28 protein-coding genes are annotated in these 24,263 nt (G+C 53.8%); 12 read left to right on the top strand and 16 right to left on the bottom strand.

From position 1 onward, the window contains the following. Window positions 1-259: 259 nt before the first annotated feature. The 4 genes from F8562_RS10665 to F8562_RS10650 all read left to right on the top strand — a co-directional run bounded on the left by F8562_RS10665 (window position 260) and on the right by F8562_RS10650 (window position 3,628). The gene (locus F8562_RS10665) at window positions 260-1,048 is read left to right on the top strand and encodes a class I SAM-dependent methyltransferase (protein ID WP_014228936.1); all 789 of its coding nucleotides are present in this window, start codon (window positions 260-262) and stop codon (window positions 1,046-1,048) included. A 543-nt stretch (window positions 1,049-1,591) separates the two neighbouring features. Beyond that, window positions 1,592-2,506, top strand: coding sequence for a kdo(2)-lipid IV(A) palmitoleoyltransferase (lpxP, locus tag F8562_RS10660; RefSeq protein ID WP_009653416.1), 915 nt, complete (start codon window positions 1,592-1,594; stop codon window positions 2,504-2,506). Window positions 2,507-2,596: 90 nt separating this feature from the next. Next, a complete protein-coding gene (gene leuE / locus F8562_RS10655; protein WP_014838171.1) occupies window positions 2,597-3,235 on the top strand; it encodes a leucine efflux protein LeuE in 639 nt (212 codons plus the stop codon). A gap of 129 nt (window positions 3,236-3,364) precedes the next feature. Next, window positions 3,365-3,628, top strand: a complete 264-nt coding sequence (locus F8562_RS10650; RefSeq protein ID WP_004131510.1) for a DUF2534 family protein — start codon at window positions 3,365-3,367, stop codon at window positions 3,626-3,628. A 48-nt stretch (window positions 3,629-3,676) separates the two neighbouring features. On the opposite strand, the gene F8562_RS10645 is transcribed toward F8562_RS10650, so the two are convergent. The 4 genes from F8562_RS10645 to F8562_RS10630 all read right to left on the bottom strand — a co-directional run bounded on the left by F8562_RS10645 (window position 3,677) and on the right by F8562_RS10630 (window position 5,189). Continuing rightward, a complete protein-coding gene (locus tag F8562_RS10645; RefSeq protein WP_086074258.1) occupies window positions 3,677-3,802 on the bottom strand; it encodes a hypothetical protein in 126 nt (41 codons plus the stop codon). A gap of 140 nt (window positions 3,803-3,942) precedes the next feature. Continuing rightward, on the bottom strand, window positions 3,943-4,017 hold the full coding sequence (yoaJ, locus tag F8562_RS29765; RefSeq protein WP_100248259.1) for a protein YoaJ: 75 nt from the start codon (window positions 4,015-4,017) through the stop codon (window positions 3,943-3,945). After that, the gene (locus F8562_RS10635) at window positions 4,017-4,118 is read right to left on the bottom strand and encodes a YoaK family small membrane protein (RefSeq protein WP_004101234.1); all 102 of its coding nucleotides are present in this window, start codon (window positions 4,116-4,118) and stop codon (window positions 4,017-4,019) included. The genes yoaJ and F8562_RS10635 overlap by 1 nt, the downstream gene beginning before the upstream one ends. Before the next feature lie 57 nt (window positions 4,119-4,175). Next, window positions 4,176-5,189, bottom strand: a complete 1,014-nt coding sequence (locus F8562_RS10630; RefSeq protein ID WP_014838172.1) for a sensor domain-containing diguanylate cyclase — start codon at window positions 5,187-5,189, stop codon at window positions 4,176-4,178. 296 nt (window positions 5,190-5,485) lie between these two features. On the opposite strand from F8562_RS10630, the gene F8562_RS10625 reads away from it, so the two are divergent. Further along, entirely contained in the window at window positions 5,486-5,725 is a 240-nt protein-coding gene (locus F8562_RS10625; protein ID WP_014228939.1) for a DUF333 domain-containing protein, read from the top strand. On the opposite strand, the gene F8562_RS10620 is transcribed toward F8562_RS10625, so the two are convergent. Then, window positions 5,720-6,064, bottom strand: a complete 345-nt coding sequence (locus F8562_RS10620; protein WP_014228940.1) for a DUF488 domain-containing protein — start codon at window positions 6,062-6,064, stop codon at window positions 5,720-5,722. The two genes, F8562_RS10625 and F8562_RS10620, sit on opposite strands and share 6 nt — an antisense overlap. Next, window positions 6,051-6,560 carry a DUF523 domain-containing protein gene (locus tag F8562_RS10615; protein ID WP_014228941.1) on the bottom strand — a complete coding sequence of 170 codons (510 nt, stop codon included), beginning with the start codon at window positions 6,558-6,560 and terminating at the stop codon, window positions 6,051-6,053. The genes F8562_RS10620 and F8562_RS10615 overlap by 14 nt, the downstream gene beginning before the upstream one ends. Window positions 6,561-6,722: 162 nt before the next feature. Here F8562_RS10615 and F8562_RS10610 point away from each other — a divergent pair, with 162 nt between their 5' ends. After that, window positions 6,723-7,415 (top strand): CTP synthase, encoded by a 693-nt coding sequence (locus F8562_RS10610; RefSeq protein ID WP_014838173.1) that lies wholly within the window; start codon window positions 6,723-6,725, stop codon window positions 7,413-7,415. A gap of 37 nt (window positions 7,416-7,452) precedes the next feature. Here the strand turns inward: F8562_RS10610 and F8562_RS10605 are convergent, their stop codons facing one another. Next, window positions 7,453-8,637 (bottom strand): CynX/NimT family MFS transporter, encoded by a 1,185-nt coding sequence (locus tag F8562_RS10605; RefSeq protein ID WP_032692759.1) that lies wholly within the window; start codon window positions 8,635-8,637, stop codon window positions 7,453-7,455. 97 nt (window positions 8,638-8,734) lie between these two features. Between F8562_RS10605 and F8562_RS10600 the strand changes: the two genes are divergently transcribed. Next, on the top strand, window positions 8,735-9,529 hold the full coding sequence (locus tag F8562_RS10600; protein WP_162140806.1) for an AraC family transcriptional regulator: 795 nt from the start codon (window positions 8,735-8,737) through the stop codon (window positions 9,527-9,529). Here the strand turns inward: F8562_RS10600 and F8562_RS10595 are convergent. From F8562_RS10595 to dgcJ, 3 genes are all read right to left on the bottom strand, one after another. Beyond that, entirely contained in the window at window positions 9,513-9,959 is a 447-nt protein-coding gene (locus tag F8562_RS10595; RefSeq protein WP_004138309.1) for a DUF441 domain-containing protein, read from the bottom strand. The genes F8562_RS10600 and F8562_RS10595 overlap by 17 nt on opposite strands. 163 nt (window positions 9,960-10,122) lie before the next feature. Next, entirely contained in the window at window positions 10,123-10,623 is a 501-nt protein-coding gene (locus tag F8562_RS10590; RefSeq protein WP_004850011.1) for a YbaK/prolyl-tRNA synthetase associated domain-containing protein, read from the bottom strand. A 33-nt stretch (window positions 10,624-10,656) separates the two neighbouring features. Beyond that, window positions 10,657-12,153, bottom strand: a complete 1,497-nt coding sequence (dgcJ, locus tag F8562_RS10585) for a diguanylate cyclase DgcJ (protein WP_094909476.1) — start codon at window positions 12,151-12,153, stop codon at window positions 10,657-10,659. Between the two features lie 361 nt (window positions 12,154-12,514). Between dgcJ and F8562_RS10580 the strand changes: the two genes are divergently transcribed. Then, on the top strand, window positions 12,515-13,672 hold the full coding sequence (locus tag F8562_RS10580; protein ID WP_014228948.1) for a glycosyltransferase family 9 protein: 1,158 nt from the start codon (window positions 12,515-12,517) through the stop codon (window positions 13,670-13,672). 48 nt (window positions 13,673-13,720) lie between these two features. Here F8562_RS10580 and F8562_RS10575 read toward each other — a convergent pair whose 3' ends face one another. Next, window positions 13,721-15,004 (bottom strand): YeaH/YhbH family protein, encoded by a 1,284-nt coding sequence (locus F8562_RS10575; protein WP_014838177.1) that lies wholly within the window; start codon window positions 15,002-15,004, stop codon window positions 13,721-13,723. Between the two features lie 131 nt (window positions 15,005-15,135). After that, window positions 15,136-17,070: a protein kinase YeaG gene (gene yeaG, locus F8562_RS10570; protein WP_004121478.1), complete on the bottom strand. Its 1,935-nt coding sequence runs from the start codon at window positions 17,068-17,070 to the stop codon at window positions 15,136-15,138. Between the two features lie 427 nt (window positions 17,071-17,497). On the opposite strand from yeaG, the gene F8562_RS10565 reads away from it, so the two are divergent. Both F8562_RS10565 and F8562_RS10560 read left to right on the top strand, forming a co-directional pair. Continuing rightward, window positions 17,498-18,244 (top strand): MipA/OmpV family protein, encoded by a 747-nt coding sequence (locus F8562_RS10565; RefSeq protein WP_004850021.1) that lies wholly within the window; start codon window positions 17,498-17,500, stop codon window positions 18,242-18,244. A 92-nt stretch (window positions 18,245-18,336) separates the two neighbouring features. Then, the gene (locus tag F8562_RS10560) at window positions 18,337-19,191 is read left to right on the top strand and encodes an aldo/keto reductase (RefSeq protein ID WP_014228950.1); all 855 of its coding nucleotides are present in this window, start codon (window positions 18,337-18,339) and stop codon (window positions 19,189-19,191) included. Window positions 19,192-19,289: 98 nt separating this feature from the next. On the opposite strand, the gene F8562_RS10555 is transcribed toward F8562_RS10560, so the two are convergent. Together F8562_RS10555 and gapA are read right to left on the bottom strand one after the other, a co-directional pair. Continuing rightward, on the bottom strand, window positions 19,290-20,174 hold the full coding sequence (locus F8562_RS10555) for a D-hexose-6-phosphate mutarotase (protein WP_014838178.1): 885 nt from the start codon (window positions 20,172-20,174) through the stop codon (window positions 19,290-19,292). A 74-nt stretch (window positions 20,175-20,248) separates the two neighbouring features. After that, entirely contained in the window at window positions 20,249-21,244 is a 996-nt protein-coding gene (gene gapA, locus F8562_RS10550; RefSeq protein WP_004138295.1) for a glyceraldehyde-3-phosphate dehydrogenase, read from the bottom strand. Between the two features lie 338 nt (window positions 21,245-21,582). Here gapA and msrB point away from each other — a divergent pair, with 338 nt between their 5' ends. Continuing rightward, the gene (gene msrB, locus F8562_RS10545; protein ID WP_004121465.1) at window positions 21,583-21,996 is read left to right on the top strand and encodes a peptide-methionine (R)-S-oxide reductase MsrB; all 414 of its coding nucleotides are present in this window, start codon (window positions 21,583-21,585) and stop codon (window positions 21,994-21,996) included. A 42-nt stretch (window positions 21,997-22,038) separates the two neighbouring features. Continuing rightward, entirely contained in the window at window positions 22,039-22,314 is a 276-nt protein-coding gene (locus F8562_RS10540) for a YeaC family protein (protein WP_014838179.1), read from the top strand. A 60-nt stretch (window positions 22,315-22,374) separates the two neighbouring features. Here F8562_RS10540 and yajD read toward each other — a convergent pair whose 3' ends face one another. Beyond that, entirely contained in the window at window positions 22,375-22,719 is a 345-nt protein-coding gene (gene yajD / locus F8562_RS10535; RefSeq protein ID WP_004138290.1) for an HNH nuclease YajD, read from the bottom strand. A gap of 100 nt (window positions 22,720-22,819) precedes the next feature. Further along, window positions 22,820-24,073 (bottom strand): glycoside hydrolase family 18 protein, encoded by a 1,254-nt coding sequence (locus F8562_RS10530; RefSeq protein ID WP_014838180.1) that lies wholly within the window; start codon window positions 24,071-24,073, stop codon window positions 22,820-22,822. Window positions 24,074-24,263: the final 190 nt, after the last annotated feature.

Here is a 24,263-nt window from a genome sequence, read left to right as displayed (position 1 = left end):
AGCCAGGTTCAGGAGAGTTGATCAATACGGTATATGTTAATATGAGAATGGTTATCATTTCAATAAAGCGCGACAGGGATAAGGGCCATACAGACCCATAGTAACGATAAGTTATTGTTAAATATTGAATAGATTTTTCCGCTCAATGCATCATTTCTTTCCCTTTCTTCTTAATGAAAATAAAATTCATTATCATTATTCCCTCCTTAACCTTAATGTTGTATTTATAATGCATCTTATAGGGAGTGAGGAGAGTCAAATGAACGCAAGCGAAAAAGCCGGACATACGTTTTTGGCAAGCCTGGGGAAAACCCGCTTACGCCCCGGCGGCATTGAAGCCACAGAGTGGCTATTTCAGCAGGCGGGTTTTACCGCCGACAGTAAAGTTCTGGAGGTAGCCTGTAATATGGGGACAACCTCTATTGAGCTGGCGCAGCGTTTTCACTGCAGCGTTTACGCCATCGATATGGATAAAGACGCGCTGGCGAAAGCCCGGCAAAATATCGTTCGCGAAGGTGTGGATCATCGGGTGATAGTGATGGAGGCGAATGCCGCTCGGCTGCCATTTGCCGATGCAACGTTTGATATGGTGATAAATGAAGCGATGCTCACCATGTATGCGGATAAAGCCAAAGAGAAACTGGTGGCGGAATATTTTCGCGTTCTTAAGCCCGGCGGTCGTTTGCTGACGCACGATATCATGTATACGCAGGATGCGCTGGGAGAGGATACCCGGCGGCAGCTGCAGGGGGTGGTGAAATCCCACGTCAGCCCGCTGAGCGCCGCCGCCTGGCAGACGCTTTTCCAACGGACCGGCTTTGATGCCGTAAGCATTCATCATGGACCGATGTCGCTGATGTCGCCGCGAGGGTTGATGAAAGATGAAGGTTTTAAACAGGCGCTAAAAATTGTCGGCAATGGCTTGTTGAAGCGCGAGAATCGTCCGAGATTTTTATCTATGTTGCGTTTTTTTCAACGTCATAAAAGGCATTTGAACTTTATTGCCTGCTGTTCTGTTAAAGCAACGGAGGTAAAAAGTCTGAAATAGCCCACCGGCGATATGGATAATTGTCGATAAATATTAATTATTGTCAAGAAAGTAAAATAAGCTGATTCTTATTTTAGTCATTTCGCTGACACTCATTTTTAATATTTCTATTTTATGTCAGTGAGGCTTATGGAAGATAAAGGAATAGCCTGTCCGCAAACGTTGTGAAAAGGATAACAGAAAGCAGAGGCTATCCCGATCTCATCTGGATGCAGTCGTACCTCGACGCGGCTTCAGCTGCGGCCTGCGGGTTACCACAGCGACGTTCTGGTTGGAAAAGACGCATACTTTATGTTGAATGATTAGCGCGTTAATCATTCTTGTGGTGGATATTTGAGGTTTATTATTCACTTTTTTATTTACATTTTGTTACAGGTGTGCTGGTATTGTGTTTTTTTCTGTTGGCCTCTTTTTTTACTTGCCGGAGTGAATTTACCAGGATTATTATTGTCTGAACTGCTACACGTACCGCCTAATGACAGATGAAGGGACTCGTTTTTTCCTTAAGCGTTACCTCATGTTCTAATGTTTACAGGAAAAAACATGTCTTGCGCTTTTAATAAAAAACTTCTTCATCCCCGTAATTGGGGGACCTGGTTTGGCCTGAGCGTGCTCTGGCTCATCGTCCAGCTTCCTTATCCCGTCTTGCATCTTATCGGTACCAGCGCCGGTCGCGCATCCCGGCGCTTCCTGAAACGCCGTGAGCATATCGCCAGACGCAATCTCGAACTTTGCTTTCCCACCATGTCGCCCGCGGCGCGTGAAAAGCTTATCGAGCAGAACTTCATGTCGCTAGGGATGGGTCTGATTGAAACGGGGATGGCATGGTTCTGGAGCGATGAGCGCGTTAAGAAATGGTTTGACGTGGAAGGCATGGTCAATCTCAATAATGCCCTGAGCGAGCAAAAAGGCGTGATGGTCGTTGGCGTCCACTTTATGTCGCTTGAACTGGGTGGCCGTACGATGGGGCTGTGTCGTCCGATGATGGCGACCTACCGTCCGCACAATAGCCCGTTAATGGAGTGGGTGCAGACGCGAGGTCGTTTGCGCTCGAACAAGGCGATGATTGACCGTCGTAATTTATCCGGTCTGGTACATGCCTTAAAGTCGGGTGAAGCGGTGTGGTTTGCGCCGGATCAGGACTACGGCCCGAAGGGGAGCGTATTTGCTCCGTTCTTCTCGGTACAGCAGGCAGCAACGACTAACGGTACCTACGTACTCTCTCGTTTGTCGGGCGCGAAAATGCTTACCATCAGCATGGTGCGTAAAGCGGACCGCAGAGGTTATAGCCTGCACATCAGCGACGTCATGAGCGACTATCCTGGCGAAGATAAACAGGATGCGGCAAGCTATATCAACAAGGTTATAGAGAAAGAGATCCTGCGCGCGCCGGAGCAATACCTGTGGGTTCACCGCCGCTTTAAAACCCGTCCGCTTGGCGAAACTTCGCTCTATTAAGCTCTCCGCACTCGCGGCGCTTTCAAAATGGTCCCGGTTGCGTTAACGTGCGCGGGATCATATTTTTTGTTGTAAGCGAAGGAGTGCGTTGTGTTCGCTGAGTTTGGTGTATTGAATTACCTGACCTATCTGGTCGGCGCTATCTTTATCATCCTGGTTCCCGGCCCGAATACCTTTTTTGTCCTCAAGACCGGCATCGCCCACGGCGTTAAGAAAGGGTATCTGGCGGCGGCAGGCGTGTTTATTGGCGATGCGGTGCTGATGTTTCTGGCTTTTGCCGGCGTCGCGACGCTCATCAAGACTACGCCGGTGCTGTTCAATATCGTGCGTTACCTGGGGGCGATTTATCTGCTGTGGATGGGCGGCAAGATGCTCTACGCGGTGTTAACCCAGCGTGATGGTCATTCGTCTGCTGATTCCGAGCCGGGCAGCGCGATTCTCAAACGTTCGCTGACCCTTAGCCTGACGAATCCAAAAGCGATTCTTTTTTATGTCTCATTCTTCGTGCAGTTTATTGACGTCGGCGCCAAAACGCCCGGGCTGGCGTTCTTTATTCTGGCGCTGACCCTGGAGATAATCAGCTTCATCTATATGAGCTTTTTGATCCTCTCCGGCTCTTTCGTCACGCGTTACGTGAAGACGAAAAAGAAGCTGGCGAAAATCGGCAACAGTCTGATAGGCCTTGTGTTTGTCGGTTTTGCCGCCCGTCTGGCGACGCTCCAGTCGTAATCGTTGGGGGCCGGTACGCGGGACCGGCCCTATCGTGACTGTCACTGCCTCGTAACAAAATCCCTTCAATTTTGATTGCATTGGTGTTACATATACAGCCGATTATCGCTCAGAAAAAAGGGAACCCGGATGATTCTGCAGAAACTCACCAGCAATAAAAACAGCAAGAAGTTCTTTTTGTCGATCGCGGCGATCTTTGCCATCGCGCTTATCGTGGTTGGGCGCGCCACCTTTGGCGGCGTGGTGAGTGAATACAATATGCCGTATTCAGAATGGACGACGTCAATGTTCTTCCTGCAGGGGGCGATGGTCACGGTTTACAGCATTGTGTTTACGCTGCTGTTTTCCATCCCGCTGGGTTTCCTCTTTTTAGGTTCCGACCGCCGGGACTAATTTCATGCAATAAGGCGAACCGAAGTTCGCCTTATTATGTTTCCACGGCTATCGCCAGTCTCTGTCGTCATGATGATGGTGGCGGTGTTGATGGTGATAGCCTGGGTCGACAATACATCCCGATAACAGCGTGCAAAGCGCGAGAATCAACGGCAACACGATCGGTTTTTTCATTTCTCACTTCTCCAGTTAAATCCGTGCGCAAAAACGGGCATGCGCCATCGGCTGATGAGGTGAGTGTATGCTTTTAACTTATTGAGTAGATGAGATAATTCTGCAATCCTTGCCGGAAAGACGCGCGAATAATCCTGGAATTACCACCAGCCCAATTGCGTACCCGCCACGGCGACGATGGCGACAATAAGCATAATTATGGTGCTTTTTTTCATTACGCTCCGCCTGGTGCCGCATAGCCGCCGACAAAAAACCAGCCCAGAAAAACCACGGCGACGATAAAAATAGCCACCGGAAATAGAATACCCAGTCTCATTATTGAGCCCCTGTAAGTGCGAGTCGTGTCGACTATGATACGGGATTTCACCGTAGATTAGTCAATATGAAAAAAACGCCCCTGACGGCGAGACTGCTTATCCTGATACATCGCCTCATCGGCGGCGCGCAGCGCCAGTTCAACGTCGATCTGCCAGGGGTCGGCTTCAATCACCCCAAAACTGGCGCCGGGGTAGTTAATCCGGTGTTCGCCAAGGAAATAGATCCCCGCCAGCGCTTGACGTAACGCGGCGATATACTCCTGCTGGTCGGCTGAATCGGGACCCGTACCGACAATTAAAAACTCATCGCCGCCGAGACGACCTACAATATCGCCGCTGCGCACGCGGGCGGCCAGGCGTTCTCCGATCTGAATCAAAAAGCTGTCGCCGCACGGGTGGCCGAATCGATCGTTGATTGCTTTGAAATCATCGAGATCGATAAAAATCAGCAGCACGCTGAGCTGCTGTTCCCGGGCCTGCGAAAACTGCGCGGCAAGATGCTTAAACAGCGAGCGGCGATTCGGCAAACCCGTAAGCTCGTCGGTATACGAATGCATCTCCAGCGCGACGTTAGCCGCCCGAAGCTGCTGTACCAGCGTCTCTTTCTCAACGTAATGGGAGATGAGGTTGGCAAACAGATTCATCACCTGCTCACCCTCAATGTTATAGGGCTGTCTTGCCCGGCTGGTGGCGCACAGCGTGCCGAATAATGAGCCGTCGGTCAGGCGCACGGGAATGCTGAAAAAGGTGGCGATCCCCAAATCCTGGGCGGCGAGACACGAACGCCAGCGCTCGGCAACATCGTTGCTAAAAATGCAGCGGTCGTCCAGCGCGCGTTTGCACAGCGAGTCGTTCCACGGGACGGAGAACCCTTCGGGGATCTGCATTTCGCTGCTGTTGTGCGCGTACATAATATGCTGGCGCTGCGCGTCGAAGTCGATACGAGTCAGGTAGGTAGATTCCATTCGGGTAACCAGCTCCAGCATCTCAAGCAGCTGTCGCACCAGGGTTTCGAGGGAGTGTTCATTAGCGAGCGTTTGCGACACGCGAGCGAGAATAAAATCGGACATGAGAAATACGGCTCCCGAATGCTAATCGTCACTACCAGCAAATGATGCTAAAAAACAATCAGCGCAGAATTAACAGAGATACACAAAATTTAACACATCTGGGGGGAGAATACCTGCATCCGCGGCGGGAAAAAAAGCCCCGTCGGGGGCGACGGGGAAAACTCATTGATTATGGAATGATCTGTTCTCTGGTCAATTCGAGAACAGGGCTACTCTACGATGCAAAAGTGCAGCTAAAATGGAGAAACCGTGGAGATTCAGGGTGAAAGACCGTTTTAAACGATTAAGGAGGGGAAATGAAGGGGATGATAGTCATGCTGCCTCTGGCGCTTGCCGGATGCGCGCAGAGTCAGCCGACGCAGCAAGCACACCCGATAGGGATGGCTAACCCGGCTTCGGTATACTGCCAGCAGCTGGGAGGGAAACAGGTTCCTGTTCAAAGCCCGCAGGGCGTGCGCACCGAGTGCAAGTTACCCAGTGGTGAAACGTTAGATGAATGGGCGCTCTGGCGCCGCGATCATCCGGCTAAGTCATAGCGCTTTCAGCCAGTCAGCCAGCACCTGGGCATGGTTTTGCCGGGTGTTTTTCGCCGCGTAGAGCAGCGTCAGCGGCTGCTGCCTGGCAAGCGCGGCCAGGCGCTCGCCTTCATCGCGGTGGGCTTCCAGCTCCTGGCGATAGCGCTGGCTAAAGTGGGCAAAATCAAGCGTCTCGCCGTGAAAAGCCTTACGCAAATCAGTCGATGGCGCCAGGATTTTGCACCACTCATCGTAATTCAGCGCCTCTTTTTTTATTCCGCGCGGCCACAGGCGGTCTACCAGTATCCGGTAGCCGTCGCTCGCTTCCTGCGGGTCATAAACCCGTTTACATTGAATCATCGTCACTCTCCCTCTGTTCCATCCAGGCAAGCAGCTGCGGCAACTGCTGCTCGGAAAATACCGTTATCCCGTATTCGCGAAGCAGGGCGGCGGCAACGCCGGCACCGGGTTTGCGCTGTCCGTTAAAGGTACCATCATAGATAAACTGACTGCCGCAGGTTGGGCTGCCGTCGGTGAGCAATGCTGCGGTACAGCCTTCCTCCTGCGCTGCTTTTAGCGCCAGCCAGGCGGCCAGCTGATAGCGCGCAGTGACGTCCTGTCCGTCACTTTCAACAATTTTCGCACGGTTTTGCATGACATCCGCTCCCTGCGCGCCAAGGATTTCCGCCGGTAGCCTGGGGATGGGCAATCCGGCAGCCAGCTCCGGGCAGTGGGTGACCAGCCGCCCCTCGCTCTGCCAGCGAGACAGCGCGTTAGCCAGCCGGGCTTTGTGGCTACCGTTATAGCGAACCTGAAAGCCCATCAGGCAGGCGCTAACCAAAATTTTGTCCTTCATCATGCATCCATAGCGATTTGTCTGCCCTATACCATAGCGCCAGTCAGACTAAATTACCCGCGTTCAGAAGCAGACAAAATAAGGATTGTGTTCTGCCGTTGAGATCGCTAACCTGAGGCTCCTTGTGTTGCCTGATATTCGCTCTGACATAAGGATCCTGCTATGAACTCCCTCCTGCGTATTGCCCTGGTTGGTGATTACAACCCTGATGTAGTTGCCCATAAAGCGATTCCCCTGGCGATTGATGATGCCGCCGCCGTACTGGAGCTGCCGCTGCGTTATGACTGGCTGGCTACCAGCGAAATAAAGTCCGCTGACGATCTCGCTGATTACGATGCTATCTGGGTGGTTCCCGCCAGCCCCTATAAAAACGCCGAAGGCGCGTTTATCGCTATACGCCACGCGCGGGAAAACAGCATTCCGTTCCTTGGCACCTGCGGAGGATTCCAGCACGCGATTATCGAATACGCGCGCAACGTTATGGGCTGGCGGGATGCCGCACATGCGGAAACCGATACCGAAGGCCGGATGGTTATCGCGCCGCTTAGCTGCTCGCTGGTAGAAAAGTCGGACAACATTGAACTGCGGGCCAATACGCTGATCTCTCGCGCCTATGGCCGCGACAGTATTGAAGAGGGTTACCACTGCAGCTACGGGATTGCCGCCGATTTTGCCCGCGAGCTGGAGCAGGGCGACCTGCGGGTTACGGGCTGGGATGATGACGGTGAGATTCGGGCGGTAGAACTGGTGACGCATCCGTTCTTTGTCGCCACGCTATTTCAGCACGAGCGCAATGCGCTGGAAGGCAGACCTGCGCCGCTGGTTCACGCGTTTTTACGCGCGGCAAGTCAGTGAGCGAACGCCCGGCGGCGGTTGCCGGGCGTCGATATCGCTAGCCGTTGATCTCCCGATCGCGGCCGGCCAGCGCGCCAAATACCGCCATCGCAACGGAAATCAGCGCCACGGCGATCAGCGGGATATGCCAGTCGCCGTTGGCATCATGAATTTTTCCCATCACCGGCGGTCCGCAGGCAGCCAGCAGATAGCCCACCGCCTGCGCCATTCCCGACAGCGCGGCGGCCTGGTGCGCCGAGCTGGCGCGCAGCCCGATAAAGGTCAATCCCAGAATCATGGTCGCGCCGGAACCGAAGCCAAAGATAAGCGTCCACAGCACCGCCTGAGCGGGTAAAAACCATAAACCGAGCGCGCTGACTGCGCACATCAGGGCGACCAGCACCGCAATGCCGCGCTGATCTTTCAGCCGATGCAGTATTAACGGGATCGCCAGCCCCGGCGCCGCGGTGGCCAACTGGAGCAGCCCGTGCAGGGAGCCCGCCTGCGCTTCGCTGTAGCCTATGCTTTGCAAAATGGCGGGCAGCCAGCCGATGATGACGTAGTAGACCAGCGAGTTAATCCCGAGAAACAGCGTCACCTGCCAGGCCAGCGCCGAGCGCCAGATCCCGCGGTTGTGGATGGCGCCCGACCCCGTCAGCGGCGCGGTGACTTGCCTGCGCGCCTGCGGTAGCCAGATAAACAGCGCCAGCAGCGGAAATGCCATCAGCATCAACAGCGCGCCGCGCCAGCCCAGTCCGGCGAGCGCCAGCGGAACGACCATTGCCGAACCCAGCGCCGCCGCGCCCCCCATCGTGAGAGAGTAAGCGCCGGTCATTTTGGCGACGTGCTGCGAGAAGTCACGTTTGATCAGTCCGGGCAGCAGAACGTTGCCCAGGGCGATGCCGCAGCCGATAATCGCGGTTCCGATAAACAGCAGCGAGACGAAGGGCAGGGAGCGCAGACCCACGCCGAGGCAAATCAGGATCATCGCCAGCAGCAGGCTACGTTCAATGCCGAATCGGCGGGCGACACCTGCCGCCAGCGGCGAGACCAGGCCAAAGGCCAGCAGCGGCAGGGTGGTTAACAGACCGGTTTGCGCGGTGGTAAGGCCATATTCGCTGCGAATGGCATCAAGCAGCGGCGCGGCGCCGGTAAAGGTGACCCGCAAGGTGGTGGCGATAAGCAGAATACCGGCAATCAATAGCAGATTACGGCGGCCGGCAGAAGGTGAAACAGAATTCATGGCTATCTCAAACAAGAATACGTGGCGCTTACCATAGCCTGTTTGTCGCCTGTTTAAAACAAGCTAAAATGACAGATTATCGCTAAAATCGGACAATATCATGATCGGACTCGGCCTGGACGGCTACGACCCGGACAGCGGCCACGAAGCGGCGGCGGCTTTTCGTATTCAGGTGGTCGCGGACGAGCAGTACATTCCGCGCCATCAGCACCGTAAAGGTCAGCTCATCCTGGCGCTACACGGGGCGCTGACCTGCGAAGTGGAGAACGCGATGTGGATGGTGCCTCCGCAGTACGCGGTGTGGGTACCGGGACAGGTGCCGCACAGCAATCGCGCGACGCCGGAGGCGCAGGTCTGCTTTTTATTTATTGAACCCCACGCGGCACCGATGCCGGATTTCTGCTGCACGCTAAAGATTTCGCCGCTGGTGCGCGAGCTTATCCTCGTTATGGCCGAGCGCGGCAGGGCCGAACTCGCTAAACCGGCAATGAACCGCCTGGTGCAGGTGCTGTTCGATGAACTCCCGCAGCAGCCGCAGGAGCACCTGCAGCTCCCGGTCTCCGGGCATCCAAAAATTCGTCAGATGGTGGACACGATGGCCGTCGACCCGGCCCGCTGGCAAACGCTGGCGCAATGGGCGGCGGAGTTTGCCATGAGCGAACGCAATCTGGCGCGGCTGGTGGTGCGTGAGACGGGCTTAAGCTTTCGCCGCTGGCGACATCAGCTGCAGCTGATCCTCTCCCTGCAGATGCTGATCCGCGGGCAGACGGTACAGCAGACGGCGCAGAGCCTGGGCTATGACTCGACCACCGCCTTTATTACCATGTTTAAAAAGGGCCTCGGGCAAACCCCGGGGCGCTATCTTGCCAGCCTGGCTACGACTTCCCAATAAACAGCGAAATGATCCCGGCGGCGATCAGCGGGCCGACCGGGACGCCGCGGAAGAGGGCGACGCCGAGCACGGTGCCGACCAGCAGTCCGGCTACCAGCTGCGGCTGCGAGCCCATCAGCGCCACGCCGCGCCCGCCGAGCCAGGAAACAAAAACCCCCACGGCAATCGCCAGCAACGATTTCCAGTTCACGAAGGAGTGCAGCAGCGTAGAGGGCGGTAGCGTGCCGCTGGCAATGGGCGCCATCACGCCGATGGTGAGAATAATAATACCGATGGTCAGCCCTTGCTTTTCAATCCACGGAAAGAAGGCGTTGAGCGGGGTGACGCGGACGATAATTAATACCAGGATTGAAATAGCTACGGTGGTGTTATGGCTAATAAAGCCGAGCGCCGCCAGGCCCAGCAGTATTAACAGGGTGGTGTCGAGCATGTGCAGAGGTCCTTGCCAGAATATAAAAAAGAACAGCCCGTTTACTCTACGCATAATCGCGTAAGTAAACAGGTTTTTTATCGCAGACTCGCGATTTGAGGCATCTGCACGATCGATTTTCCCCCGCGGCACAATCCGTGCCCTGGCGCAGGAGAGGGAACAATCAGGCTTCGCGATGAAACGCGATCAGTTCCGGACGGGCAATACGCAGATAGTCGGCGGTATCAAGGATGATGGACTTATCAAGCTGCCCGGCGTTGAAGGCGATTTCCGGGAAGCGCTCAAACAGCAGCGGGTCGGCGACCAGGCGTAAAGAGGGGTGGAAGCTGAAAGGGGGAATGGCGCCAAAGACGCAGGCGGTCAGGGCGTCAACTTCCGCCGGACTGGCCAGAGAGGCTTTGCTGCCGCCGACGTATTCGGCCAGACGGGCTAAATCCGCCTGTAGATCGGCGGCAAGGATAGCCAGAACGTGCTGATTAACCCCATGTCCTTTAATTTTACATACCAGCGCTTTCGCTCCCTGACCCAGCGCGGTGCCGCGGATCTTCGACACGGCTTCACACTTTCCGACGGCTTCATGTTCCACGACCCGGTAACGGGCGTGGTCGCGGTTAAGCAGCGCCAACAGCTGCTGATGAATACTCACTTTTACTGGCGCGTTCATGTCGTTTTTTTCCTTAAAAATAAAACCTCAAGATTAATCCTCTCGCCCCGGGTAAGCGTGTTTTTTTTGCTTTTTATTTTCGTACAGCCGGGCATCCGCGATTTTCATGACGTCGGCCAGGCTATCCCCCGGCGCCATGCTGCAGGCCCCCCATGAAAAATTAACGCGCTGGTTAATGTCAATTTCCTTCAGGTGCTGGCGAATGCGCTCGGGTATATTTTTCGCCTCCTGTTCCTCATAATCGATCAGTATCAGGAAGAACTCATCGCCGCCCAGCCGGATACCGTAATCGCTTTTACGTATGGCGGCGGAAATGGACTGGGCGAGCAGCACGATGGCGCGGTCGCCTTCATCGTGCCCCCAGGTGTCATTAAGGTATTTTAGCCGGTCGCAGTCCAGCGCCATAAACACGATATTTACACCTTGCTCGGTGAGCTTTTGCATACGCGATTCCAGCAGCGAGGAGAGAATTTTTCGGTTGTACAGACCGGTTAAGGAATCACTAATGTTTTCTTTAAAAACGTCGGTATACAGGCGAAAGTGCATGCGTACCAGGTGCAGCAGAACGCCGGTAGATATCAGGTAAAACAAAAATAGCTTCCAGGAGCTCAGCAGAAAATAGGACATATCCAGCGACAGCGAAATGTGCAGGTTTTCCGCCACCTGCTGGCTATGGTGGGCGTAGCTGAAAAAATACGTGTTGCTGCGGTGAACGCGGATTTCAGACGTTGAGTCCGAGTCCGTTAAGGTGATGTCGAGATAGCGCCAGACCAGGGGGCGGTCGGTGGTATAGAGCAGCTTCTCAATATCGTGACGAGTGACGTCCACCATCACAATACCCTTCAGCCGATCCCGATAATAGACCGGGGTTAAGAACGACAAAATATTCTGTCCGGTTAGCGCGTCAGCATAGATGCTGGAAATTAGCGTACGCCCGCGAAGTAAACCGTTAAGACTGAACTGAGTGATGCCCAGTTTACTGTCGTGAAGAAAGTTCCAGTTATCAACGGGGCTGCTATCTATCTCAATCGGCGAATAGAAATACGCGTATTTATTGTCTAAATCGAGGTAATAGCGGAAGCGTTTATCTGATTTGAACGTTGCCGAATTCAGCGCGGCGATAATATCGCTTTGGGCTATCGCGGCATCAAAAGCCTGCAGCGCCGGGAGATCGTTAATCCACGGCTCGCACGAAGGCTGGGTGGTGCTGAGCGTACCGTGAAGCCCGGGGAAGGTATGCCCGGCGATATTGAGCCCGTATACGTTGCCATTGGTCTGCACGCCAGCGCAGGCCTGTCGGGCCTTTTCGGCCGCGGGATGCGTATCCAGCTTTCGCGAGACCTGGGAGATAACCAGCTGATTTTGATATTTATCGTACAGAAAGGCGGATTCGCCCTTCTCGACGATGTAGCGCATGTATTCCGACATATCCCGATGGCTGGCGACTAATTCATACACCAGAAATGAAGATGTCAGGACAACCACCCCCGCAGAAATGAAATGACGGAGTAATTTATTCTGTAATTTCATGATGATAATTTCGCCAGCACAATTAAGACAATTCTACCATGTGCGGCGCAGGGACGCCACGTTCGGTGGCAGACAGACTGTTTATCTATCCAGTGCCGGACTCGGTCAGTATCGCGCGGCAATGGAAATAAATAGTTTATTAAATATGAGGGCGCTAATGAATATTACTGTCGTAAATATCCTGCAAAATCCATTTTTCACTCATTTTATCCTCAATGAAATATGCTGCAATGACGCTGCTATGGCTATCCTGGTGCAGATAAAAATGAAATAATGTTAATTATCAAGCGAACTTTTCTTATTTTTACCAGTCCTTAGCAGGGTTACAGGCAGTACTATTGAAAGCGGCAATGAGGTTATGATGATGGAAAACGCAGCGGTGCAGGGATCCCCTCGAAAGTTTAAAAAAATAAGGGCGCTAAACAGGCGTCGAAATTATTTTTTTAAGAAAATACGCAATGATCTGCGAGTCTATATCGCTAAAGCGTTCTGGGATAGTCGCGCGCGCCGCGAAGCTGATTTAACCTCCGCGAAAACGGTGCTGTTAATGCGTAATGAAGGTGCGATCGGCGATGTAGTTGTTGATTCAGCGCTGGTTAAATGCCTTCACGAGGCGGGAATGACCGTTGACTTTCTGTTGACCAAATCCAATAGTCAGGTCATGCGGTATAATCCTCGCATTCGCCATATCTATGAAGCCGAGAATGTCGACTCGGCGGATTATTTGCACAAATTTACCCATAACGTTCCTCAGTCAGTTATTACTGAGCTTGCGAATAATAAGTACGATATTGTAATCGACCCGTCGTTGTTTGATATTCCGGTACACAGGATGCTGCTGTTACGACAGATAAAGCCCAGAGCGGTACTGGGTTTCAATAAGTGGCCTTCTATTAAACACTACAGCAAGTCTTTTGATTTTGACTGTGAAAACTGGCACGTCAGTAAGACCTTTTCTTTCATCGCTGATTATCTCCAGCTGGATAAAAAATCTCTGCAATCTTATGATCTGCATATTCCGCAGGATATCAGCCAGCAGGTTCGTGATTATCTGGCGGCGCTCAACGGGCGTAACGTGGTGATTAATATTTTTGCCGGGCATCAGGACCGCAGTATGTCGCAGGCGCAGCTGGCAACGCTTATCGCCAGGCTGTGCGAGGATTATCCGGACGTCAATATCATATTGCTCGATCATCGCAATGAAATCCGGATTCCCCTGCCGGAGAAGGTCTGCGTGAATCCGTTCAAAACGCTGCACCACTGCATGGCGCTTATCGCCGAGGCCGACTTAGTTATCTCGCCGGATACCTCGGTGGTCCATATGGCGGCGGCGTGGAAAAAACCGCTTATCGCGGTCTACAAAGATGTGCGGATGAATAATCGACTCTGGGCGCCGGGGTACGACAACGCGCGGCAGATTATCGTTAAATGCGGCAAGGTATACCAGCTGGAGAGCTTGCCCGACCTGATAATGGCGGAGATTGATCCCGTCACTCTGCAACAGGCGCGAGCCGGGTAAGGTGGGGTAAAAAAACAGCCAGCGTCTGTGCTGGCTGTCCGGAAAGGCTTAACCGTCCGCTTTTGAGGTTTGCTTGTGAAACAGTTCACGGAACACCGGATAAATATCTTCCGGGTCGCGAATATGCTGCATAGCAAAGTTTTCGAAGGTTGACTGCAGGTGTTCATATTCCCGCCACAGCGTCTGGTGCGCGCGCCGGGTTATCTCGATATAACTATAGTAGCGCACCACGGGCAGGATTTTCTTCGCCAGCAGTTCGTGACACAGCGGTGAATCGTCCGCCCAGTTATCGCCATCCGAAGACTGCGCGGCGTAGATATTCCACTGCGCCGGGTCATAGCGCTCTTTGACCACTTCATCCATCAGCTTCAGGGCGCTGGAGACAATGGTGCCGCCGGTTTCCTGCGAATAGAAGAATTCGTGTTCGTCGACCTCTTTCGCCTGCGTATGGTGGCGGATATAAACCACATCAACGTTTTTATAGGTCCGGCTGAGGAACAGATACAGCAGGATGTAAAAGCGTTTTGCCATGTCCTTTGTCGCCTGGTCCATGGAGCCGGAAACGTCCATCAGGCAGAACATCACCGCCTGACTTGACGGTTCTGGCCGTTTTTCGTAGTTCTTGTAACGCAGATCGAAAGTGTCAATGAACGGCACGCGGTCAATTTTCGCCCGCAGTTCGGCTATCTCTTTGCGCAGCCGCTCCTCTTCAAGCAGCTGCGCCGGTTCGCTTTTGCTAATGGTGTCCAGGTCTTCTTCCAGCGCGTGCAGTTCCCGGCGTTTACCGGCGGTCATCGCCGTGCGGCGCGCCAGCGAGTTTTGCAGCGAGCGAACGACGCTGATGTTAGCGGGCACACCGTTAGCGGTATAGCCCGCGCGATGGGTTTTATACTCCGTCAGCTGACGCTGCTGGTTTTTCTTCAGGTTCGGCAGGGCGAGATCTTCAAAGAGCAGATCGAGATATTCGTCTTTCGAAATCTGAAAAACAAACTCATCCTGGCCTTCGCCGTCGGCGCTGGCCTGGCCCTGACCGCTGCCTCCACCGCCTCCGCCGCCCTGAGGGCGCTCAATGCGGTCATTCTGTACGAAGTGATCGTTACCCGGGTGTACGCGATTGCGCAGGCCGCCGCGCCCCTGATGAAACATCGGTTCGTTAATATCGTCCGTTGGGATGGAGACGGACTCTCCGCTCTGAATATCGGTCACCGAGCGCTTGTTTATGGCCTCGGAGATCGACTGTTTTATCTGCGCTTTATAGCGGCGCAGAAAGCGCTGCCGGTTGACGGCGCTTTTATTTTTCCCGTTCAGGCGTCGGTCTATGAACCAGGTCATATGCCCTCCTGTACTGCATTTGCCAACTTATGCCCCGGCCATTCAGGCGCTGAAATATGCCTGGCGCTGAATGTCATTGGGTCTTCGCAGTTATTATTAGCCCGGCAGCCGCTGCCTGCCGGGCTGGTCTATCAGGATGATTTACGTACCCGCAGATACCATTCGCACAGCAGGCGAACCTGCTTGCGGGTATAGCCTTTTTCCATCATGCGGTCGACAAAGTCATCGTGTTTTTTCTGCTCATCGGTTGACGTTTTGGTGTTGAAGGAAATCACCGGCAACAGCTCTTCGGTATTGGAGAACATTTTCTTCTCGATAACCGTGCGCAGTTTCTCGTAGCTGGTCCAGTTTGGATTACGCCCGCTGTTGTGCGCTCTGGCGCGCAGCACGAAGTTGACTATTTCGTTACGGAAGTCTTTCGGGTTGCTGATCCCGGCGGGCTTCTCGATTTTCTCCAGTTCCGCATTCAGCGACTCGCGGTCAAACAGCTGGCCGGTATCCGGGTCGCGATACTCCTGATCCTGAATCCAGAAGTCAGCGTAGGTGACATAACGGTCAAAAATGTTCTGCCCGTACTCCGAGTAGGACTCAAGGTAGGCGGTCTGGATCTCTTTCCCGATAAACTCGGCGTATTTCGGGATCAGATAGCCTTTGAGGAACTCAAGGTAACGCTCGGACTGCTCCTGCGGGAACTGCTCGCGCTCGATCTGCTGCTCGAGGACGTAGAACAGATGCACCGGGTTGGCGGCGACTTCGGCATGGTCAAAGTTAAATACCCGCGACAGGATTTTGAACGCGAAGCGGGTAGACAGGCCGTTCATCCCTTCATCAACGCCGGCATAATCGCGATACTCCTGATAGGATTTCGCTTTCGGGTCGGTGTCTTTCAGGCTTTCGCCGTCATAGACGCGCATTTTTGAATAAATGCTCGAGTTTTCCGGCTCTTTCAGGCGCGACAGAATGGAGAAGCGCGACAGCGTTTCCAGCGTGCCCGGCGCGCACGGCGCATGGGTCAGCTCGCTGTTGTTAAGCAGTTTTTCATAGATACGGATCTCTTCCGAGATACGCAGGCAATAAGGCACCTTGACGATATACACGCGGTCGAGGAAGGCCTCATTGTTTTTGTTATTACGGAAGGTCACCCATTCCGATTCGTTGGAGTGGGCGAGGATAATCCCGTTGAACGGCAGGGCGGAGATCCCTTCGGTACCGTTATAGTTACCTTCCTGCGTCGCGGTCAGCAGCGGATGCAGCACCTTGATAGGCGCTTTAAACATCTCGACGAACTCCATCAGCCCCTGGTTGGCGCGGCACAGAGCGCCGGAGTAGCCGTAGGCGTCCGGGTCATTCTGCGCGTAGTGTTCCAGTTTACGGATATCGACTTTACCGACCAGCGCCGAGATGTCCTGGTTGTTTTCGTCACCGGGCTCGGTTTTGGCGATGGCAATCTGCGCCAGGATTGACGGCCACACTTTCACCACGCGGAATTTCGTGATGTCGCCGCCGAATTCATGCAGACGCTTGGCCGCCCACGGCGACATAATCGTCCCCAGATAGCGGTTTGGAATGCCGTACTCTTTTTCGAGGATTTGCGCATCCTCCTGCGGGTTAAACAGACACAGCGGATGGTCGTTGACCGGGCTGCGCTCACCGTTTGCGCTGAGCACATAGATAGGGACGCGCTGCATCAAGGACTTCAGGCGTTCGGCAAGCGATGATTTACCGCCGCCCACGGGGCCCAGCAGATACAGAATCTGTTTCTTCTCTTCCAGCCCCTGAGCGGCGTGTTTTAAGTAAGAAACAATTTGCTCGATGGCATCTTCCATACCGTAAAACTCTTCAAAGGCCGGGTAGCGCGCGACGACCCGGTTTGAAAAGAGACGGGATAGCCTGGGTTCGAGGGCCGTATCGACCATGACCGGCTCACCGATGGCCATCAGCAATCTTTCTGCTGCGTTAGCATAAGCACTGCGATCTTGCCGACAGATGGTAAGAAACTCCTGCAGTGTGAACTCTTCGTCCTTGGCAGCTTCATAGCGCTGGCGATAGTGATCGAATATATTCATGGCATGCCGTCCTTTCGTTTTTAGCACAGGTTGAGAGCCGTTCATATGAATAGTGGGAGCTCCCGGAAGAGGTAAGCTGCACAGCGCTCTCTGAATCTCCAGCAACCCTTATGCCAGGTTGGCGAAGTCTCGGGATAACGTGCCCCGCATTTACTTCTTCTAAATTAAAGCGTAGATGCATTTGGAAAACTTGCATGGCGCAGAAAATCAATTTCAATGACTTATCAACAACTCATCCGGAAAAGCAGCGTCTCATTCCCACTTCGGGTTTCGCCGCGTCATGACGCTGTCATTCAGCTGTCAGCGGGTGGTCATCTGATGATGAGAATCTGGTGAATTCAGTGTAATGACTGGTAAAGAATTTGAGGCATGACGTATACAACGTTAAACTGCCTGCGCTAATAATTTGACAACAGGAATATGGATCGTGACTAAAATCAAACTTCTGGCACTTGGTGTGTTGATTGCGACTTCAGCATCCGCCGTACACGCTGAAGGGAAGTTCACTTTAGGGGCGGGTGTAGGCGTCGTTGAACATCCGTACAAGCAATATGATGCTGATGTTTACCCGGTGCCGGTGATTAATTACGAGAGCGATAACTTCTGGTTCCGCGGCCTGGGCGGTGGCCTCTACCTGTGGAATGATACCAACGATAAGCTCTCCGTGACCGCCTACTGGTCGCCGATGTACTTTAAGCCAGGCGACAGCGATAGCGAGCAGATGCGCCGTCTGGATAAACGTAAGTCTACGGTGATGGCAGGGCTTTCCTACGAACACTATACGCAGTACGGCTTCCTGCGCACCGCGCTGTCGGGGGACACCCTCGATAACAGCAACGGTATCGTGTGGGATCTGGCCTGGCTGTATCGCTATACCAACGGCAACCTGACGCTTACGCCGGGTATTGGCGTGGAGTGGAACAGCGACAACCAGAACGAGTACTACTACGGTGTTTCGAAGCATGAGTCGAATCGCAGCGGCATGCGCAGCTACGATCCGGACAGCAGCTGGAACCCGTACCTTGAGCTGTCGGCTAACTATCGTTTCCTCGGCGACTGGAGCGTATACGGCGTGGCGCGCTATACCCGCCTGTCTGACGAAATTACCGATAGCCCGATGGTGGACAAATCCTGGAGCGGGCTGATTTCAACCGGGATCACTTACTCCTTCTGATAGTGCGTTATTACAGTGCAATTTGTGCATCAGAACAGGGCGTAAAGCCCTGTTTTGCATTACGGTGGTGCAATCAAACACAGGAGCATGTCATGGCAGAAAGGACAATCCGTTTTGGCGAGCATTCAGCGGTTCCGCTCATAGGGCAGGGGACCTGGTTCATGGGCGAAAACCCGGCTCTGCGCGCGCAGGAGTCTGCTGCACTACGCGCGGGCATCGATCTTGGCCTGACGGTGATCGATACGGCGGAAATGTACGCCGACGGCGGCGCCGAAGAGGTTGTCGGCGAGGCCATTCGCGGGCAGCGCGAGCGCGTGGTGCTGGTGTCTAAAGTCTATCCGTGGAACGCTGGCGGTCGCAAAATAGCCAGCGCCTGCGAGGAGAGCCTGCGCCGCCTCAATACCGACTATCTGGATCTCTATCTGCTGCACTGGCGCGGGGACTATTCATTGCAGGAGACGGTTGCGGGCATGGACGCGCTCGTTGCGCAGGGGAAAATTCGTCGCTGGGGCGTATCAAACCTCGATTACGATGATATGCAGGAACTCTGGCAGGCGAACGGCGGCGAACAGTGCGCGACCAATCAGGTGCTCTACCATCTGGCCTCCCGCGGTATTGAATATGACCTCCTGCCGTGGTGCCAGCAGCAGCGGCTGCCGGTGATGGCATATTGTCCGCTGGCTCAGGCCGGTCGACTGCGCAATGGACTTTTAAATCATACCGTTGTGAAAAATATTGCGCAGGAGCGGGGCGTAACCGCGGCGCAGATTCTGCTGGCGTGGGTGATTAGCCACCGGGGCGTAATAGCGATCCCGAAAGCGTCAAGCATTGAGCATGTCAGGCAAAATGCCGCGGTGCTGGATATTGTGCTGAACGATGAGGAGCTTGCGCTTCTGGATAACGCCTACCCGGCGCCGGCCAGAAAAACGCCACTGGATATGGTCTGAACAAGCGTTTAAGAAAAGCCCCGACTTCGCGGGGCTTCAGCCGTCATCCGGCAGATATGGCGCACACGCGGTTAACCCGTGGGCCAAGCTTCCTGGCGTTAGCGTTTCACCACGCGAAGGGTTTGCGTCAGGCGCGAAGGTTTCTCTTCGCTGGCCTTCTGCGTTTCGGTCACGCAGCAGGTTTCTACACAAACGAAGGTCTTGTAACCATCATCCGGCATGTCGCCCATGCTGACGGAAAGCGCCGGGCCCGGGTTCCAGGCCACTACGTTGCTGTTGTGATGATGCGTAACGTCGATGTTGCGGTTCAGCGCATCGTCATGAATCACGCTGCAGGTTTCGGCATTCAGATAGACGCGGTCGGTACGGTCGGGAAAAGTCTCTGTACCGTTGCTTAATACGCCTTCTTCCGCGTTTTTCACTTTATCAATATAACGGTCGCCCAGACCGCTGACCTTCACTGCCGCAATGTCGCCGACGTTGAAATAGGTATGCAGGGCAGACGTGGTTTCAAATTCGCCGTGCGCCTCCAGCTCAATTTCGCAGGTTTTGCCCAGCTTAAAGCGCGCCAGCAGGGTGAACTCGTGCGGCCAGTACTGGCGGGTGGCGTCGCTGCTTTTCAGTGCAAAGGTCAGCACCACGCCGTTGTCGTCTTCATCGTGCCCTTTCAGGGCCCACGGCAGGTTGCGGGCGAAGCCGTGGGAGGGCAGACCCTGCTGAGCAGAAGGACCAAACCACGGCCAGCAAATCGGCACGCCGCCGCGCAGGGCAACGCCGTTTTTAAATGGGGTGTTGCCGCTGAGCCACAGGACTTCTTCTTCGCCAGCGGGCTTCCAGGAGAGCAGGTGAGCGCCCTGGAAAGCCACGGATGCTTTCACCTGCGGATGGTCAACGACGATCAGCTCCAGGTCATCAAGCTGGCGGCGGGAAAGTACAGGGGTAAGCTGTTCGATAACCGGGAGGGCAAAAATTTTATTAATCATTACGCAATCCTTTATCTTCAGACAAAAAAAAGAGCGACCGAAGTCGCTCTTACAGATTACTGTCTCATCCCAACTTATTTGGAGATGTGAGCAATCAGGTCCAGAACCTTGTTGGAGTAACCAGTTTCGTTATCGTACCAGGAAACCAGTTTCACAAAGTTGTCGTTCAGAGCGATACCCGCTTTGGCGTCGAATACGGAAGTGCAGATTTCACCGTTGAAATCGGTGGATACCACGTCGTCTTCGGTGTAGCCCAGAACGCCTTTCATTGCGCCTTCGGAAGCAGCTTTGATTGCTTTCTTAATTTCTTCATAAGAAGCAGCTTTTTCCAGACGAACGGTCAGGTCAACAACGGATACGTTCGGAGTCGGAACGCGGAACGCCATACCGGTCAGTTTGCCATTCAGTTCTGGCAGAACTTTACCTACAGCTTTAGCAGCGCCGGTAGAGGACGGGATGATGTTCTGAGCTGCGCCGCGGCCGCCGCGCCAGTCTTTGTGAGACGGGCCATCAACGGTTTTCTGAGTCGCGGTGGTTGCGTGAACGGTAGTCATCAGACCTTCGATGATGCCGAAGTTGTCGTTGATAACTTTTGCCAGCGGAGCCAGGCAGTTGGTGGTGCAGGATGCGTTGGAAACGATGTCCTGGCCTTCGTATTTGTCAAAGTTAGCGCCTTTAACAAACATCGGAGTGTTGTCTTTGGACGGGCCAGTCAGTACGACTTTTTTCGCGCCAGCGGTGATGTGTTTACGAGCGGTTTCGTCGGTCAGGAAGATACCGGTTGCTTCAGCAACAACGTCAACACCCACTTCGTCCCACTTCAGGTTAGCCGGGTCACGCTCAGCGGTAACACGGATTTTTTTACCGTTAACGATCAGATGACCGTCTTTCACTTCAACGGTACCGTTGAAACGGCCGTGAGTGGAGTCATACTTCAGCATGTAAGCCATGTAGTCAGCGTCTAACAGGTCGTTGATTGCAACGATCTCGATGTCAGAACGTTCCTGAGCAGCACGGAAAACAATGCGACCGATACGGCCAAAACCGTTGATACCTACTTTGATAGTCATATATTCCACCAGCTATTTGTTAGTGAATAAAAGGTTGCCTGTAAAATTACAAAAACCTTACGCAGCGTCAAGCGGAATCGTGTCAATCATTGCGACAAATCAATCCAGAGCATGCCTTTGCGAGGTCGATTTATCCCACTTTCCCTTTGAGCCCAATTCCATATGGGGGCTGCGCCCGGAATTTTAAAGGTCACTGAAGATAAAAATGTGATATTCATCACAATTGTGTGGCTGCCTTTTGGCGTCGCCTAAGTTTAGAACAAAAGTGCACGCTTCATTGTTAATATTTTGTTAGAATTGACGTGAAAAGTTGTCCTTTCACAGCGAGAAGCAAGCCAATGTCGAATAAACCCTCTTCGGACGAGCTCAAAAAAAATTTGAGCGAGATGCAGTTTTACGTGACGCAGAATCACGGTACTGAACCGCCGTTCACCGGGCGGTTGCTCCACAACAAACGCGATGGCGTCTACCACTGCCTGGTGTGCGATGCCGCGCTGTTTCACTCGCAAACCAAGTATGATTCCGGCTGCGGCTGGCCAAGCTTTTATGAGCCCGTCAGCGATGACGCTATCCGCTACCTTAATGATTACTCCCACGGTATGCAGCGCACGGAAATTCGCTGCGGAAACTGCGATGCTCACCTTGGGCACGTATTCCCGGATGGTCCACAGCCCACCGGAGAGCGTTTTTGTGTTAATTCGGCCTCATTAAGCTTCACCAATGATGAAAACGGTGAGCAAATTAAGGGTTGAAAAAACGATTCAGCAAATTATTCCAAACGGGGTTGGCGGAAGATGGAAATTGAGCGGATTATTGACGGTATGACGCCGGAAGTTTATCAGCGCCTGGCGACGGCGGTTGAGCTGGGTAAATGGCCGGACGGCGTGGCGTTGACTCACGAACAGAAAGAGAACTGTCTGCAGCTGGTGATGCTCTGGCAGGCGCGATACAACGTTGACGCGCAGCATATGACCATCGATACCAACGGGCAGATGGTGATGAAGAGTAAACAGCAGCTGAAAGTTGACTTCGGCATTACGCCGCAGCCTATCGCGACCTTTAAATCCTGAGGCTGAAAAGGCCTGCGTCAGCCCGGCTAACTCCGCGCCGGGCTCTGAGGCATCACAACGTTACTTCTTGTTCATCATCGCTTTAAGATCGGCGAAGGGGTTATATTTCGCTTCGCCGACGCTTTTCTGCGCATCTTCGCCAGCGACCACCGTCGAGCCATACAGATCGGCTTCGGTGTATTTTGAGTGCTCATGATCGTGACAGTACAGGCACAGCATCTCCCAGTTGCTACCATCTTCCGGGTTATTGGAGTGGTCGTGGTCAATATGGTGTACCGTCAGTTCACGCAGGTTTGAATAGACAAACTCTCGCGAGCAGCGTCCGCAGACCCAGGGGAAGAGCTTCAGCGCTTTTTCGCGGTAACCGACTTCCAGACGGGCGTAGTTTTTCGGGATATAAGCCATAATACCCATGCCTTTTGTTGCAAATGAAAAGCTGCGCCGGAGCCGGCGCAGCGGAATGGGGTTATCATAACCTATTGTGCTGGCGCTGACACCGCGCAGATCAGCGTTTGATCCCCAATGACTCGGCCAGCTGTTTCGCTAACTGATTCTGGTCATCGGCGCCGTACTCCCAGAACATCGCGCCACCCAGCCCCTTGCTCTTGATGTAGTCAGCCTTGATGGCCACCGAGCGCGGGTTCTCATAAGAAAGCGCAAAGAGGGCTTGACCGTCGGCGGACTGCACCGACAGCCACGGTACCTTCCCTTCATCATCCCAATGCTGAGTAAAGCGCTTCTGCGGATCGTTGATTAACTTCGCCACGATATCGTTATATTTCACATAGGTATCTTTGGTCAGATCGACGCCCAGCGATTCGAACAGTTCAATCTGTTGAGCCGCAAAGTAGGGGCGGGTGGCCGGGTTTTTCTGCGCGTCCGGCTTGCTCCAGTCAATACCCGGCTCGACGGCGCGTTTGGGTATCCGGCCATAGAAACCAATCCCCAGGTTCATCTGGCTCGGCTTTAGACCGGCGGCAAGGTAGTTGTTCACTATAAAGTCCGCGCTGTACTTATCCGCTTCGGCGACCGTCGGCCAGCGGGTTGAATCATACAGGTTGGAATTGAAGTATTGGGTACCGTAGGCCAGGTCGTAGGTCATCAGGTTGATGTAGTCGAGCGATGGCGCAATGGCTTTGACGTCCACCCAGCTTTTTGGGCTCTCCGCGTTGGCGCCTACGGCGATGGTCACCAGTTTTTTATTACCGACCGCCGCGCGCAGCTCTTTCAGCAGGGCGGTAAAATTATCGCGATCGGCCGGTTGGCTGGCGACAAGCCCCCACGCGCCGTTGACCGGATACTCCCAGTCCAGATCGATCCCATCGAGACCGTATTTTTCAATAATCGCCTGAGCGGACTGAATAAACACCGCCCGGGTTTCCTTCGTTGCCGCCGCGCCGGAGAATCCGCGCGCACCCCAGCCGCCGACGGAAAGCAAGACTTTCAGGTTCGGGTTCTGCTGGCGCAAGCTGGGGATTTTCTGTAAATCAGCCTGCACTTTCGGCGACAGCCAAATTTGATGCAGCTTGCTCGGATCTTTCAGGGCGGCGTTGGTTTCGTCTTTTTCATCGTTGTAAACCAGACCAAACGAGTAGTTGAGATGGGTAATCTGGCGTACGTCCAGTTTATCAATATCGCCGCCTGGACCGGCAGTGACGTCGCCGCCGCCGTTAAAGTAGCCGACGGACATCAGTGAGTTAGCGGAAACAACGCTCGCGCAGAGCAGGGGTAAAGCTGCCAGTAAAGGCAAAAGTTTCATAGCGGATCCTCTTTGACTTAAAAGTGACATTGAAAAGCAAACACGCCACGGAAATGGCGTGGCGAAAAAAACAGCTCGTGCAGCCTAGCATCTTCCGCTGCGCAAAAATGCGAAGCGGTTCACGGCTGCATTAGCGAAGCGGTAGTGAGACGACGTCCTTTTCTTCACTTCAATCATCTCCCTCGACGAA

This window comes from Klebsiella sp. RCJ4, from assembly GCF_009025755.1.
Classification (GTDB): domain Bacteria; phylum Pseudomonadota; class Gammaproteobacteria; order Enterobacterales; family Enterobacteriaceae; genus Klebsiella; species Klebsiella michiganensis.
Note: the sequence above shows the minus strand (reverse complement) of the source record. Positions and strands in the feature narration are given on the sequence as shown.